We start from the raw sequence: 14,412 nt of genomic DNA, 5'->3' as shown, positions 1-14,412 counted from the left end.
AAGCGGGTCGAGCGCGGGGAGCGCCGACGCTGCGCTGCGCGCGTCGGGCCGCTCGTCGTCGCCGGGGGCCGCGCGGTCACGTCGCGCACGCCGCGCGGACTGCCGCTGGGAGGACGACCTGCGCGCGCCACGGCGATCACTTCCCCGGGCGAGCGGGCGCCTCTGGCGCGGCCACCTTCTTCGGCAGGCTGAGCCGGCGAACGGCGCTCGCGTTGGGGAACATCGACTCGTCGAACTCGACCCCGTTGTCGATCTTGGTCGAGTCGATGAAGAACGCGACCCGCGGATCGGCCACGGGCGGACCTGCGTCGGGCTCGCGGCCGCCGCACTGCGCCTCTCCGGGCGGGAGCGGGAACTCGTAGAAGGTCTTCCAGCTGTTGCCCTTCGGGCTGTGGAACAGGGCGGCGCCGACGAGGTGGCTCGCGTCGGGCAGGCGCTCGAACTTCACCTCGACGAGGTCGTTCGGGAAGACCTCGACCTCGTCGACCTTGGCGAGGTCGTCCTCCAGCGTCTCCTTGTCCTTGAGGAGGATCTGGTCGTACGTCGCGTTCTCCATGCGCGCGCTGCTCTTCAGCTGGTAGAGCCGCACGACCACGGGCCGGGGGTTCCCGTTCTCGTTGGGGTTGATGTTGTCGGACGCGTAGATCGAGAGCGTCACGATCTGGACGTCGCACGGCTCGGGGGCCGCGGGCGGCGGCGCCGCGGACGTGCAGCCCGAGAGCGCGGCGGGCAGCGCGGCGCCGAGGCCGACGGCGAAGGTCGCCGCCGCGATGGCCGACGCGACCTTCGCCCGGGCCGCCCCGCGGAGGAGCGACGCCGGCCGACGTCGAGGCCCCGGCTGGCGCGCCGAGCCCTCCCCTGCGGGGGAGGGCGAACGGGGCTCCCCGATCCACATCGAACGCTGTAGGACCTTGGCGAACGGGACCATGCTCCGCCCAATTTATGCGGAGTCTCGCGGCCAGTACAACTTTCGGTGTGCGAGCGGCGTCGATCGGTCCGTTGCAGTCCGTTTCAGTCCGTTTCAGTCCGAGAACGCGATCGTGAAGTTCTTTTCGGCGTCGACCCCGATCTGGAGCCGCTTCGGGAGCGGCCCCTCCGCCATCTTCTCGAGGACGGCGACCGAGAGCAGCGGGAGGAGCGACGCCCGGAGGATATGGTCGATGTTGCGCGCCCCCGTGTCGACCTCGGTGCAGCGCGCCGCGATCGTCTCGACGAGCGCGTCCGAGTACGACGCCTCGATCCGCTGGCTCTTGCGCAGGCGGTCGACGAGCGCGTCGAGCTTGAGCCGCGTGATCTCGCCGAGCGCGTCGGGCGAGATCGGCAGGTACGGCACCGTCGTCATGCGCGCGAGCAGCGCCGGCTTGAAGTGCGCGGAGAGCGTCGGCTTGATCGACTCGACGATCTCCTTGATGAACTCGCCGTCCGCGTCGAGGCGGCGCGACGGGTCTTCTTCCCGCGCGGCGACCGTCATGTTCGTGATCTTGTCGGTCGCGAGGTTGCTCGTCAGGATGATGACCGTGTTCTTGAAGTCGACGAGCCGCCCCTCGCCGTCGCTCAGCATGCCCTTGTCGAACACCTGGTAGAACAGGTTCATCACGTCGGGGTCGGCCTTCTCGACCTCGTCGAGGAGCACCACCGTGTAGGGCCGCTGGCGCACGGCCTCGGTGAGCATGCCGCCCTCGCCGTAGCCGACGTAGCCGGGGGGCGAGCCGATGAGCCGGGAGACGGTGTGCTTCTCCTGGAACTCGGACATGTTGATGACCGTCATCATCCGCTCGCCGCCGAACATGAGGTCGGCGATCCCGAGCGCGGTCTCCGTCTTGCCGACGCCGCTGGGCCCCACGAGCAGGAACACGCCCTGCGGCGTGCTCAGCGGCTTCAGGCCCGCGCGCGCGCTGCGGAGCTCCTTCGAGATGCTCACGATGCCGTGCGTCTGCCCCTTGATCCGCCGGGTCAGCCGGTCCTCCATCTCGAGGAGCGCCTTCACGTCGTCCTGGACCATCTTGCCGACGGGGATGCCCGTCCACGCCGCGACCACGCTCGCGACCATGGCCTCGTCGACGTCCGGCCGGATCAGCGGCACCTCGCCCTGGCTCTGCTTGAGCTCGTCCAGGGCCTTCACCACGTCGCGGCGCGCGGCGTCCCGCTCCTCGCTCGTCTTGGCCTCGTCCATCTTCTTGCGGGCGTCGATGACCCGCTGCGTGCCCGCCGTCTCCTTCGCGTAGTCGGCGCGCACCGACTCGAGCTCGGCCTTCGCCTTGGCGAGCTTGTCCTTGAGCTCCGCGACCCGCTCCTGATCGATGTTGACGCCCTTGTCCCGATCCCGCTCGAGCGCCGTGAGCTCGGTCTCGGTGTTCACGATGAGGATCTCGGCGTCCTCGACCGCGGCGGGGCGCTGCTGCAGCGCGACCTTCACCCGGGCCGCGCAGGTGTCGAGCAGGTCGACCGCCTTGTCCGGCAGCTGCCTGCCGGTCAGGTAGCGCGCCGACAGCCGCACGGCCGCGGTCACCGCCTCATCCTGGATGATGACGTTGTGGGCCGCCTCGAACTTCGGCCGGAGCCCCCGGAGCATGACGACGGCCGCCGGCTCGCTCGGCTCGTCGACCTTCACCGGCTGGAAGCGCCGCTCCAGGGCCGCGTCCTTCTCGAAGTATTTCTTGTACTCGCTCCACGTCGTGGCCGCGATCGTCCGGAGCTCGCCGCGGGCGAGCGCCGGCTTGAGCAGGTTGGCCGCGTCGCCGCCGCCTTGCTGGCCGCCCGCGCCGATGAGCGTGTGCGCCTCGTCGATGAAGAGGATGATCGGCTTCGACGACCCCTTCACCTCGGCGATCACCTGCTTCATCCGGTTCTCGAACTCGCCCTTCACGCCGGCCCCTGCCTGGAGCAGCCCCATGTCGAGCCCGAGGATGTCGACGCCCTGCAGGAGCGGCGGCACCTTCGGGTTCTCCGGCGTGCTCTCGACGATGAGCAGCGCGAGCCCCTCGACGAGCGCCGTCTTCCCGACGCCCGCGTCGCCGACGATGATCGGGTTGTTCTTGCGCCGCCGCGCGAGGATATCGATGACCTGCCGGATCTCCCGCTCGCGGCCGAAGATCGGATCGATCTGCCCCGCGCGCGCCTTCCCCGTGTAGTCGACGCAGAACTTCGCCAGCGCCGAATCGGGCCCGGCGCTCGCCATCCCGGCCGGCAGCTTCCCGGCCCCGGGCGCGCCTGCGCCCGCCGCCGCGGCGGCCTCCGCCTCCTCCTTGGAGCCGGAGACGATCTTGGGAAGGTTGTTCTTGAGATCGTCTTTCGAGATGCCCTCGAGATACGCGCCGATGCTGCTCACCGAGTACCGGGTCGGCTGCTGGACGAGCCGCTGGAAGAGCACGCCGCTCCGGACCCGCTGGTAGCCGTACTCCATGGATCCGACGAGATAGGCGTCCTGCATCCACTCGAGCATCGTCGGCGAGAGCACGGGCCTCCCGGCGTTGCCCTTCCTCAGCTCTTCCAGGCTGCGCTGGAGCGCGGCGCGGAGGTGCGACGGGTCGAGATCATAGTGGGATACGAGAAACGCGATGTCGGAGTTCGCGTCGTCGAGCAGCGCGAGGAGCAGGTGCTCGAGCGTGACCTCGTAGTGGCGCGCGTTGACACACTGGCCAATCGCCGCCTCGAGGGCAGAGGTGCAGTTCTTGGTGAGTCGCTTGACGATGGCTTTGGTGTCGACGAGCTGCATGCGCGGCATGCTAACCGAGGCGCGCCCTCGTCCGAAAGCGCCTCGTCAGCCTCGCCCCTTGCGCTTCTTCTCCGCGGCCTCCGGAGCGCGGCCCTCGGCCCCGCTCGCCTCTCCGCGCTCCCGCGCGGCCGGCTTGGCCCCCCCGCGGGTGGCGTCGCCTCGCGGCGCCGGCGCGGCGTCGTGGGCGCTGGCGTCCTTTTCCTGCGCGGCGAGCGGCTCGCCGGCCGCGACGCGGTCCACCATGTCGGGCCGAATCCGCAGCTTGAGCAGGGCGCCGACGCGGAGCTTTTGGTCCGGCTCAATACGGTTATCGCGCGCGACGTCCTCGACGTCTATGACGAACTGCCGCGCCACGCCGATCAGCGTATCGCCGGGCGCGACGCGATAGAGCATCACCTCGCGCGCGGACCGCGGCTGCCCGCGCGCGGCGCGCGTCCGCAGCGGGGCGCGCGAGACGTCGGCCGCGTCGTCGTCGGACGAGCCCTCCGCGCCGTCGTCGAGCGAGGACGTGGCCACGGGATCGCGCATCGCGCGCCGCTTGCCGAGCGCAGGCCGGTCGTCGTCCGTGTCCTTCTCGGCCGTCTCCGCCGTTCGCTTCCGCGCGGGCTTCGGGAGCAGCGAGAGCAGGCTCTCGTCGTCCCGGCTCCCCCTCCGCGGCGCGAAGTCGCGTCCGCCGAGCAGATCGACCGGATCGAGGATCGACGCGCCGTCCGTGGAGAGCAGCTCCGTGGAGAGCATCGCGGGCAGGGCGGCCTGCGCTCGCGCGAGCGTGTCCGGCGGGAGCATCACGAGGAAGTCTCCCCGTCCGGGCGGCACGCGGTCCCCCAGGATGTCGGGGTTCAGCTTCCGCAGCGTCGAGGTCCCGACGCCGGCGGCCTTCGCCAGCGTCTTGAGCGGCGTCCCCGGGGCCACCGCGATCTCGGCGGCGTCGATCGGCCGGCTCACCGCGACCTCATCGAACCCGAACCGCTCCAGGTTGTTCGCCACGATCGCCGCCGCCCCGATCTTCGGCACGTACGCGGCCGTCTCCGAGGGGATCGCCTCCTGGCGCGCCAGCTCGTTGAAGTCCGACGTCCCGTAGCGATCGATGCGGTCGAGCAGCTGCTCGTAGCCCATGTTGTAGGCCGCGAGCGCGAGGTCCCAGCTGCCGAAGCGCAGGTAGAGATCGCGCAGGTGGTGCGCCGCCGCCTGCGTGGCGAGGCGCGGGTTCTTCCGCTGGTCGAGGTGCCGCGTCTGCTGGAGCCCGTAGACCGCGCCGGTGGCGGGCATGAACTGCCAGAGCCCCACGGCGCCGACCGGCGATTTCGCCCGCGGGTCGAACCCGCTCTCGATCATGGCCACCCAGATGAGATCCTCCGGAAGCCGTCGTTCCCTGAGCTCGGCCTGGATCATCTCCTGGTAGCGCCCGCTCCGCTTCAGCCACGTCTCGAACATCTGCCGCCCGCGGTCGGTGCGCGTGAAGAAGCGGACGTACTTCAGGGTGCGGCGCGACACGGCGAGCCGGAGGTCGGGCAGCTGCAGCTTCGAGAGCGCCTCGGCGCCGGCCGCGTCGAGGTCGTCCACGTCGTCGGCGTAGCTGCCTTCGGCCGAGAACGCGCGCGGCGGCCGCGAGAAGCTCGGCCGATCGAGCTCGCACGCGGCGCCCTCCCGCGCGTCGCGCCCCGCCGCCTCGCGCAGCCGCCACAGCTCCCGCGACTCGCCCCCCGGCGGCGCTGCCGGGCCGTCGAGCCCGCGCGCCGGCGCTGCGTACGGCGGCGCCGCCGCGGCGAGCGCCCCGACCGGCGCCGCGACCCGCGCTGCCCCCAGCTGGTAGGTCGATACCGCCGACTGGACCGACGTGATCGCCGACTGGGGCGCCGCCATCCCGACCCCGTAGCCAAACGCCAGGGCCGAGACCAGGGGAGGGATCTTGTGGACGAGGCTCATCGGCATGTGGTTCAACGTCGCACCATGTAGGCAAGCGCGTCAACAAACCGGCCGGCCCGGGCGAGCCGGGCTTGGCGCGCCGCTGGGCGGGCCGGCCTCGGCGCCCTCTCGGGCCTCGGCGTGGCCTCTGGGTGGCCTCTGGGTGGGCTGCACGCAGACTGGCGGGCCGCATGGTGCCGGATGGACGTCAGGCACTCCCGTCCGGCGGAGCGGGTCTGCTAGTCTGCACCCATGCCGGCGGCGCTCTCGGCCCGCGTGTCCGACACCCAGGCCAACCAAAGCTTCGACGTTTCGTTCGAGCGCTTCCCTGTCCGGATCGGCAGGAATCAGCTGAACGACCTTCACATCGACCGGCCCTACATCTCCCAGTTCCATGCGGCGGTGGACGTCCGCGATCGCCGGATCTTCGTGCGCGACCTCGGCTCCACGAACGGGACGATGTTCGCGGGGCACCGGCTGGCGCGCGACACCTCGGTGGACGTGACCGGCCAGCCGGAGATCACGATCGGCCCGATCCAGATCCGGCTCGCGATCATCGAGGCGCCGCTGAAGTCCGAGAGCCCGAACGACGGCACGCTGCTCGGCACCGGCGGAGACAACCTCTCCGCGCTGATCAGCCCGCAGAAGCGCGCCGCTCCCGGCGGTGAAGACCCCTACCTGCGTCAGGTGGTCCCGTACCTGGAGGCGTACCGGACCGCGTGGGCCGCGGTCTACCGGATGATCTGGGATCACCTCGCGCGCCTCCCGCCCGATGCGCGCCAGAGCTACTTGCGCCGGCTCGGCGAGGAGCACCCGAGCGTGCTCGCGGAGCGGGATTTTCAGAAGATCTCTCAGTACTACGGCGTGGACTACCGCACGCTCGGCGAGCTGGCCCCCGCGAACGCGGCGTTCGCAGCGCTCTCCGAGCTGGCGGGCGCCCTCGCGCCCGGCGCGAAGCCCCCGGACGACGTCGCGGGCATCGTCAACTTCGCGCGGCGGCTCCGCGACACGATGGAGGTCTTCCTGAAGTGCTTCGTGAGCTTGCGCGACGGCTATCAGGAGTTCGAGGCCGAGGTGCTCGCGCGCGATCGCTCCGCGGAGACGGACAAGGTCGCGAACGCGCAGGACGCGAAGGAGCTCGGCACGGTCCTGCTCACGCCGGTCGGGGGCCCGGACGCCGCGCGGCACCTCCACGAGATCTTCGTGGATGTCATGAGCCACCAGATCGCGCTCCTGAACGGCGTGATGGGGGGCGTGAGATCGCTGCTCGTCAAGCTCTCCCCGAAGACGCTCGAGGAGAAGCTCGAGCGCGCGGGCAAGAAAGGCGGGCTGTTCTCGAACAAGTACGAGGAGCTCTGGAAGCTCTACGAGCGCCGCCACGGCGACTATTCGGGGGAGGACAAGGAGACTTTTCGGGAAATATTTGGCGAGCAGTTCTCTCGGGCGTACGCTGCGACCGCCGCGGAGGACTATGGGTCGTCCGGCGAGTCGGGAGGCCGGAGCATCGTCCGCTTCCCCGGCTCTGGGAATCCGAACAAACGCTAGCGCCCCAACACGGCGGGGTTTCGCGCGGCGAGCCGCGCCTTGGGCTCGCCGATCTTCGCCGGAGGCGCGGCCGAACGCGAGGCGCCGTTCATGCGAATCAGGGAGAAAGTCGTAGCAGCAGGTTGTCTGGCCGTCGCCGCGTGCCTCCTCGCCCCGCGCGAGGCGGCCGCGCAGACGACGGTCCAACGCGATAAGAACTGGGCCACGGTCTCGGACGTGAGCCTCGTGCTGGGAAGCTCCGTCGTTTTCCTGATGCCGCGTGTCTATTACAGCGATCCCGAGGCCACGGTCGGCTGGAAGGGGCGCTGGCATTTCTCGGTCATGGCGCCCGCCATGACGATGACCGCGCTGACGCTGCTCGTGGACCTGCCGATCAAGAGCGCGCTCGAGTCGACGCGCCCTGGCTGCTCGATCGACGAGACGAAGGCGGCGGTGTCCGACTCGGGCTGCGAGTCGTTCGGCGGCCCGTCGACGCACGCGTTCGCCTCCTGGGGCGCGACGGGCGCGGGCACGGGCATCTTCGTGGTCGACACGTTCCGCTACTCGTCTGGCCGCTTCAACGCCGGCGCTTTCATCGGCAATGTGGCCTTCCCCCTCACCGCCTCGGTCGTCACCACCATCGCCCGCGGCGTCGCCCCCGGCGACACACGGCCGCACGAGAACGCCGGTCAGATCGCGATCGGCGGCGTCACCGGCTTCCTGAGCGGCCTCGCCGTCGGCACCGCCTACGCGATGCTCCAGCGCCCGAACTGCGGCTACGGCAACGCGCTGTTCTGCTGGTAGCCGCCCCTCCGCCAGGCCTCCCTCCCCTCTCCGGCGGGCCTCCCTCCGCTCGCTGGAGCAGCGGGGGGGCCGCCCACCCCCCGCGACCCCCTGGCCTCGGCCGCCGTTCTACAGCGGTTTCCGCCCGCCCCTGGTACGAGCGTCGCAGAGCGACGGCCCCCCGCAAGCGCCGCAGAGCGGCGGTCACCCGCACAGGAGACGGGCCCAGATCGGCGTTTTCGGCGCGGAAGCGCACTCTGGTGCGCTGAGCACCGAAAACGTCGAGGTGGGCCCGTATCCGAAGCGGGTGACCGCCGCTCTAGTCCTGGCCGACGACGCGCTCCCAGAGCGGATCGTTCGACGAGAAGAGCGTATCCCGCTCCACCCGGAGGAATCGCTGGAACTCGACGCGGCGGAGCTCGCGGTCGCTGTCGCGGTTGCCGTCGTCGTGCTTCACGATCTTCACCCGCACCTGCTCGAGCAGCTGAATGCCGTTCGGTTTGTAGGAGACGTCGGTGCGCAGCACGTAGCGGGCGTAGAGCCCGCGCTCGGTGACGGAGGGCACAACCGCCGTCCGCTCCAGGTCGACGGATGCCGCCTCGATCAGCCGCCCCCTTCGCGCAAGGTAGAAGTGCGCTCGCTGTCGGCAGTCGTCGGGATCAGGGCAGTCCTTCGTCTCGGCCACGACGAGGTTGTCGTTGCCGAGGCGCACCGGGGACAGCTTGGTCCCCTTCGCGGGCGCGCGGAAGCTGCCGACCCCGTAGACGTCCGCGCGATCGCCGGCCGCTCGCACGAGCGCGACGAGGCCGCCCTCGTCGCCGTTCTCGAACTTGAGGACGCGCATCCACACGGCGCGAAGCCCCTCCGGCCCGGAGCGGATCTCGACCTCGTCGGGGTCGATCTTGTGCGGCCAGCCGGACTTGGAGATGCCGCCGCGCAGGGTCTCGTTGGCGAACACGTAGTGGCCGGTACAATCGACGTCGGTCGGCCCGATTCCTCGTTCCTCGCTGTAGCCGGGAATGACGACGCTCAGCCACTGGTCTGGGTCGAGGGTGCGGACGGCCGCCTTGCCGCCTGCCCCGCGCTTCGCAGGCGGCAGCTGGGTCGTGCACACCGGGATCGGATTCTGCTTGCGTGTCTGGAGCTCGCCGTGTGGCTGCTCTGGGTACGATCCGCAGCCCGTGAGGGCGGCGGCGAGCCCCAGGCCGACGACGGAGCCGAAGCGAACGATGCTCACGCGCTCTTCGTATCATGCAAGGCGTCGGCAAGGCGAGTTCGCGACCTAGCGCCCTGGCCGGCCAACGGCTCTGGCCGGCCAACGGCTCTGGCCGGCCAACGGCTCTGGCCGGCCAACGGCTCTGGCCGGCCAACGGCTCTGGCCGGCCAGCCCGCCTCGTTCTCTCCGGGTCGGCGGTCGCGCGCATGCCAGATCACGCCGCCGCCCCGCGCGTGGTCACGTTCCCCACACGCCCGCAACGCGATGGACACGCCCGCGCCCTCTTATCGAAGCGATGGCTTCGTGACGGAATATTGCGCGGCGTCAGGAACCAAACGCGAACCCCAAGCGAACCGAATGCCAAGAAACCCGCGCTGCTCCGGGACACAAAAGTCTTGACGCTCCCAAAGAGGGAGTTACCTTCTGGACTCCCTGAGACAAACAGGGGTAGAGATACGATAAGAATCTTATCTCTAAACTCCTAGTCCCGACGGGGCGAACCGTCTGCCAGCGCGCAATGGGGCGTAGACTGAGCCCAGGCGGCGAGACCTTGAAGGAAGAGGCATCTGATCATGGCGTTGCAAGCTCATCTCCAGTTGAAGGGCATCACCCAGGGCTCCATCGATGGCTCGGTCACCCAGAAGGGTCGCGAGAAGACCATCGCTGTCATCGCTGTCCAGCATCAGGTCGTGAGCCCGCGTGACCCGGCGACCGGGCTGCCCAGCGGGAAGCGCCAGCACAAGCCCTTCGTGATCACGAAGGAGCTCGACAAGGCAACCCCCCTTCTTTACAACGCCCTGGTCAACAACGAGAGCATCTCGGAGTGGACGCTCAAGTTCTACACGCCGGGCACCGCGGCGTCGAAGAACGTCGGCAAGGAGCAGAACCACTACACGGTCAAGCTCACGAACGCGACGGTCGCGAGCATCGACTTCCACATGGACAACACGCGCGGCGGGGACGGCGCCAAGGATCGGCCGGAGTACGAGCGCGTCTCCTTCACGTACCAGAAGATCGAGTGGTCGTTCGATGACGGCGACGGCGCGCGTCAGGCGGACGATGACTGGGAGACGCCGCAGGGGTAGTACCTAGCTGCTGAGGTCTCGTCGCACCGGGCGACCTTCGGGTCGCCCGGTTGCGTTTGTCGTCCTGACGTTGGGGCATCGGAGCGGGGCGCAGCTTCGTGCGCTACGGGCTCAGCCGCTGGGCAGGCGAGTGAGGCGTACGAAAGTACGCCGCAGCGAGCCGAACGACGCGGATGAACCCCTGGCGCACGAAGCTGCGCCCCGCTCCAGAGGTTCCTCAAAATCAGGCATGGCCACCACGCGAAGCAAGCTCAGAATGTTGGCATGCCCCTCAGCGCCTACCTCAGACTCGTCGGCGAAAGACAAGGGGAAATCAGGGGCTCCGTCACCCAGAAGGGGCGAGAAGGTAGCATCCTCGTCACCGAGGTATTCCACTCGCTGGTGGGGCCGCGCGACCCGGTCACGGGGCGGCCGACGGGCAAGCGGATGCACAAGCCCTTCATCGTCACGAAGGACCTCGATCGGTCCACGCCGCTCCTCCTCAGCATCCTCAGCCACAACGAGAGCATCCCCCGCTGGGAGCTCCAGTTTTACAGGTCGATCGCCATCGGCGTCGAGAAGCCTGTCTTCACGGTCCAGCTCACGAACGCGAACATCTCGAGCATCCAGTTCCACATGCTCAATGTGAGGAACCCGGGGCAATCGCGCCTGCCCGAGCAGGAGGAGGTCGCGTTCACGTACCAGAAGGTCGTCTGGACCTGGAACGACGGGGGCATCTCCGCGGAAGACGACTGGCTCACCCCGCGCTGAGCGGGCGGGCTTCCGCTCGAGGCGCGAGCTGAGCTACGATCCCCTCGTGGCCGGCGCCTCCCTCCTCACCCGAATCGCGCACGCGGCCGACCCGCACTCGACGGAGCGGCACACCTACCGGGATCACGACCTCGAGTCGGCCATCCTGACGCACCTCGGGCACATGCTGAACACCCGCCAGGGGAGCTCGCTGACCTGCCCGGACTACGGCCTCATGGAGGTCTCGGAGGTCCTGCACGAGTTCCCCGAGGCGATCGGCCTGGTGCAGCGCTCGCTCAAGAACTGCATCCAGACCTACGAGCCGCGGCTGAAGAACGTGCAGGTCCGGCACCTGCGCACCGACACGGTCCAGTCGATGGTCCTCGAGTTCGAGATCACCGCGCAGATCCACTTTCCCGATGGCCGGCGGCAGGCGCTCCGGCTCGGCGCTGCAGTGGACCAGAGCGGCAACGTCCGGATGACGTAGCCCCCGCCCGGCGGCCTGGCTCACGGCGGTTGACAGCCTTCGGCCCCGGCGGTCGACTGGCGGTGGCGAGAGGATGTTCAACAAATACTACCAGGACGAGCTCACCTACCTGAGGGACCTGGGGCGCGAGTTCGCCGCCGCCTACCCCGGGATCGCGCCCATGCTCGCGGAGAAGGGCGGGGACCCCGACGTCGAGCGCCTGCTCGAGGGCGTCGCGTTCCTGACCGGCAAGATCCGCCAGAAGCTCGACGACGAGCTCCCCGAGGTGATCCACTCGGTCGCGTCGCTGCTCTTCCCGCACTACCTCCGCCAGATCCCGGCGACCTCGATCATCGAGTTCACGCCGCTCCCGAACGTGGTGCGCGAGAAGCTCGTCGTCGCTCGGCACGCGGAGGTCGGGTCGGTGCCGGTCGACGGCGTCTCGTGCCGGTTCCGCACGACGCAGGACGTCGAGCTCGTCCCGCTCGCGGTGGAGGACGTGCGCGTCGACACGGGCGCGCAGCTCGCGCAGACGCTCCGCATCGAGCTCCGCCTGACCGGCGGCGCCGCGCTGTCGGGCCTGTCGCTCTCCTCGCTGCGCTTCTACATCCACGGCGAGCGCAGGCTGCAGGACGACCTCCGCCTCTGGGTCGGGGCGCACGTCGACACCGTCGCGCTCGCCGCGGTGGACGCCGCGGGGCGCGACACGACGATCGCGTCGCTCCCGGCGCGCGCCGTGCGGCTCACCGGCTTCTCCGACGAAGAGTCGCTGATCCCGTACCCGAAGACGGTCTACCCGGGGTTCCGGCTCCTGCAGGAGTTCTTCACGCTCCCGCAGAAGTTCGCGTTCTTCGAGGTGACCGGCCTGCAGGCGCTCTCGGCGGAGCGGATCTCCGACCGGTTCGCGCTCCTGCTGCAGTTCAAGGACGGGCTCCCGCCGGGGACGCGGATCGGCAAGGAGAACATCCGGCTGTTTTGCTCGCCGGTCGTGAACCTGTTCGAGCACACGAGCGATCCGATCAAGCCCGAGGCCACGAAGCACGAGTACCTCTGCCGCCCGGCGGGCGCGGCGCCCGCGGCCTTCGAGATCCACAGCATCGACAAGGTCGTCGGCATCGCCCGGCGCACGAGCCAGCGCGTCGAGATCCCCTCGTTCTTCAGCTTCCAGCACGAGCTCGATCCCGAGGCCGCCGCGCGGACGATCTTCTACCAGGCGCACCTCCGCCCGGCCGCCATCGGCGACGGCATCGACATGTACCTCTCGTTCGGCTCCCCGCAGGACGCGGGGGCCCTCCCCGAGTTCGACGTGATCAGCATCGAGGCGACGAGCACGAACCGCCGCCTGCCGGCGCAGCTGAAGCTCGGCGATCTCAGGGTGCCGACGGCGACCTCACCCGCGGTGGCGAGCTTCACCAACCTCACCGGCGTCACCGCGCCGCTCCCGCCGCCGCTCGGGCGCGAGCTGCAGTGGCGCGTGCTGGCCCACATGGCGATGAGCTACCGCTCGATCACCGAGCTCGAGGTGCTCCGGGCGACGGTCGATCTCTACAATTTTCAGGCGATCGTCGATCGTCAGGCGGCGCGCGCGAACCAGCTCCGTCTGGCCGCGATCAAGGCGATCCGGGTGCGGCCGACGGATCGGCTGTACCGAGGGGCGCCGGTGCGCGGCGTCGCGGTCGACATCGAGCTCGACGAGGGCGGGTTCGTCGGCGAGGGGGAGATGTACCTGTTCGCGAGCATCCTGAACGAGATGTTCGGGTCCTACGTCTCGCTGAACTCGTTCACGCAGCTGACGGTCACCGGCACGAATACACGCGTGGTGCATAAATGGGACCCGAAGAGCGGCAGCCTGACGCTGATCTGAAGCCGGCTGCGCCGAGAGGCGCCGCGAGCGCCGACCCCGTCGCGCTGGAGACGCTCCGGCGCTTCGCGGATACCGCGCCACGCTTCTCGTACTACCGCCTCATCTACCTGCTCGAGCGGCTCTTCCCTGCTGCGCCGCCGGTGGGCCAGCTCGGGCCCGTGCAGGACGAGCGCATCCGGCTGCGCGGCGACCCCTCGCTCATCTTCGCCTCGAGCGACGTGAGCGAGCTCGCGCCGGTCAAGGCCGCCGACGGCGTGGAGCGCGCCCGCGTCTCGACCACGTTCCTCGCCCTGTACGGCTCGGTGTCGCCGCTGCCGGCGTACTTCATCGAGCAGATCGCGCAGGCCGACTACCAGGGCGGCCCGCAGCCGATCCGCGAGCTCCTCGACGTCTTCCACCACCGGCTCCTGTCGCTGCTCTACCGCGCGTGGACGAAGTACCGCTTGCCCGTCACGTACCGCAAGCAGGGCGCCGATCCCTTCTCGCGCCGGATGCTCTGCGCGGTCGGCATCGACGGCTTCCGCGGCTACGAGACGCCGCTCGATCGCTTCTTCTTCCTCCGCTACGCGTCGGTCCTCGCCTCGAAGTCGCGCTCGGCGAGGAACCTGGAGACGGTGCTGTCCGAGATGCTCGGCAACATCGACGTGAAGATCGAGCAGTTCATCGGCCACTGGACGAAGATCGAGAAGCCGTTCAGGAACAAGCTCGGCGTGATGAACCATCAGCTGGGCGAGAGCCTGACCCTGGGGCGCTACGTGTTCGACGGCTCCGGCCGCTACAAGGTCGTGCTCGGCCCGGTGGGCTACGACGAGTACCTCTCCTTCTTGCCCGGGGGTCGGCGGCAGGATCTGGTCCGCGGCGTCATCGAGACGTTCACGCCGGGCATCCACGACGTGATGCTCGAGATCCACGTGGACACGGAGGAGGCGCCGCGGTTCCAGCTCGGCTCGCCGCGCGCCGCGACGCTCAAGCGCACCGCGTGGATCGGCGGATCTGCGGCGGAGCGGCTCGTGATCACGATCCCCCTCGACGACAAGCACCTCGCGGGCGGCGACGACGAGGACGACGACGATCGGGGCGAGCCCCCGCCGATGTGACCCAGGCCGAGCGCCGCCGCCGCGGGCC

The 14,412-nt window shown here is 69.7% G+C and carries 11 protein-coding genes; 7 read left to right on the top strand and 4 right to left on the bottom strand.

Annotated elements, in window-relative coordinates:
* Positions 1-136 precede the first annotated feature (136 nt).
* The 3 genes from tssJ to ACSRUE_RS23390 all read right to left on the bottom strand — a co-directional run bounded on the left by tssJ (position 137) and on the right by ACSRUE_RS23390 (position 5,647).
* Positions 137-895 carry a type VI secretion system lipoprotein TssJ gene (gene tssJ / locus ACSRUE_RS23400; RefSeq protein ID WP_441292936.1) on the bottom strand — a complete coding sequence of 253 codons (759 nt, stop codon included), beginning with the start codon at positions 893-895 and terminating at the stop codon, positions 137-139.
* A gap of 126 nt (positions 896-1,021) precedes the next feature.
* A complete protein-coding gene (tssH, locus tag ACSRUE_RS23395; protein WP_441292935.1) occupies positions 1,022-3,724 on the bottom strand; it encodes a type VI secretion system ATPase TssH in 2,703 nt (900 codons plus the stop codon).
* Positions 3,725-3,760: 36 nt separating this feature from the next.
* Entirely contained in the window at positions 3,761-5,647 is a 1,887-nt protein-coding gene (locus tag ACSRUE_RS23390; protein WP_441292934.1) for a transglycosylase SLT domain-containing protein, read from the bottom strand.
* A gap of 225 nt (positions 5,648-5,872) precedes the next feature.
* Here ACSRUE_RS23390 and ACSRUE_RS23385 point away from each other — a divergent pair, with 225 nt between their 5' ends.
* Together ACSRUE_RS23385 and ACSRUE_RS23380 are read left to right on the top strand one after the other, a co-directional pair.
* Positions 5,873-7,165 carry a type VI secretion system-associated FHA domain protein gene (locus ACSRUE_RS23385; protein WP_437541428.1) on the top strand — a complete coding sequence of 431 codons (1,293 nt, stop codon included), beginning with the start codon at positions 5,873-5,875 and terminating at the stop codon, positions 7,163-7,165.
* Positions 7,166-7,255: 90 nt separating this feature from the next.
* Positions 7,256-7,948 carry a hypothetical protein gene (locus tag ACSRUE_RS23380; RefSeq protein WP_437766411.1) on the top strand — a complete coding sequence of 231 codons (693 nt, stop codon included), beginning with the start codon at positions 7,256-7,258 and terminating at the stop codon, positions 7,946-7,948.
* Positions 7,949-8,246: 298 nt separating this feature from the next.
* Here ACSRUE_RS23380 and ACSRUE_RS23375 read toward each other — a convergent pair whose 3' ends face one another.
* Entirely contained in the window at positions 8,247-9,164 is a 918-nt protein-coding gene (locus ACSRUE_RS23375; RefSeq protein WP_441292933.1) for a hypothetical protein, read from the bottom strand.
* Between the two features lie 551 nt (positions 9,165-9,715).
* On the opposite strand from ACSRUE_RS23375, the gene ACSRUE_RS23370 reads away from it, so the two are divergent.
* From ACSRUE_RS23370 to tssG, 5 genes are all read left to right on the top strand, one after another.
* Complete coding sequence (locus tag ACSRUE_RS23370; protein WP_441292932.1) at positions 9,716-10,228, top strand: Hcp family type VI secretion system effector; 513 nt, start codon at positions 9,716-9,718, stop codon at positions 10,226-10,228.
* A gap of 264 nt (positions 10,229-10,492) precedes the next feature.
* Positions 10,493-10,978, top strand: coding sequence for a type VI secretion system tube protein TssD (gene tssD, locus ACSRUE_RS23365; RefSeq protein WP_437766409.1), 486 nt, complete (start codon positions 10,493-10,495; stop codon positions 10,976-10,978).
* 46 nt (positions 10,979-11,024) lie between these two features.
* Positions 11,025-11,444 carry a type VI secretion system baseplate subunit TssE gene (tssE, locus tag ACSRUE_RS23360; protein WP_012237628.1) on the top strand — a complete coding sequence of 140 codons (420 nt, stop codon included), beginning with the start codon at positions 11,025-11,027 and terminating at the stop codon, positions 11,442-11,444.
* A 73-nt stretch (positions 11,445-11,517) separates the two neighbouring features.
* Entirely contained in the window at positions 11,518-13,287 is a 1,770-nt protein-coding gene (tssF, locus tag ACSRUE_RS23355) for a type VI secretion system baseplate subunit TssF (RefSeq protein ID WP_441292931.1), read from the top strand.
* Positions 13,251-14,384, top strand: coding sequence for a type VI secretion system baseplate subunit TssG (gene tssG / locus ACSRUE_RS23350; protein WP_441292930.1), 1,134 nt, complete (start codon positions 13,251-13,253; stop codon positions 14,382-14,384). Before tssF ends, tssG begins: the two co-directional genes overlap by 37 nt.
* The last annotated feature ends 28 nt before the right edge of the window (positions 14,385-14,412 follow it).

The sequence above is a fragment of the Sorangium sp. KYC3313 genome (assembly GCF_052075895.1).
Taxonomy (GTDB): domain Bacteria; phylum Myxococcota_A; class Polyangia; order Polyangiales; family Polyangiaceae; genus Sorangium; species Sorangium cellulosum_B.
Note: the sequence above shows the minus strand (reverse complement) of the source record. Positions and strands in the feature narration are given on the sequence as shown.

Coding starts and splice junctions, on each gene's coding strand:
- tssJ (WP_441292936.1), bottom strand. CDS start 895: ATGTGGATCGGGGAGCCCCGTTCGCCCTCCCCCGCAGGGGAGGGCTCG.
- tssH (WP_441292935.1), bottom strand. CDS start 3,724: ATGCCGCGCATGCAGCTCGTCGACACCAAAGCCATCGTCAAGCGACTC.
- ACSRUE_RS23390 (WP_441292934.1), bottom strand. CDS start 5,647: ATGCCGATGAGCCTCGTCCACAAGATCCCTCCCCTGGTCTCGGCCCTG.
- ACSRUE_RS23385 (WP_437541428.1), top strand. CDS start 5,873: ATGCCGGCGGCGCTCTCGGCCCGCGTGTCCGACACCCAGGCCAACCAA.
- ACSRUE_RS23380 (WP_437766411.1), top strand. CDS start 7,256: ATGCGAATCAGGGAGAAAGTCGTAGCAGCAGGTTGTCTGGCCGTCGCC.
- ACSRUE_RS23370 (WP_441292932.1), top strand. CDS start 9,716: ATGGCGTTGCAAGCTCATCTCCAGTTGAAGGGCATCACCCAGGGCTCC.
- tssD (WP_437766409.1), top strand. CDS start 10,493: ATGCCCCTCAGCGCCTACCTCAGACTCGTCGGCGAAAGACAAGGGGAA.
- tssF (WP_441292931.1), top strand. CDS start 11,518: ATGTTCAACAAATACTACCAGGACGAGCTCACCTACCTGAGGGACCTG.
- tssG (WP_441292930.1), top strand. CDS start 13,251: ATGGGACCCGAAGAGCGGCAGCCTGACGCTGATCTGAAGCCGGCTGCG.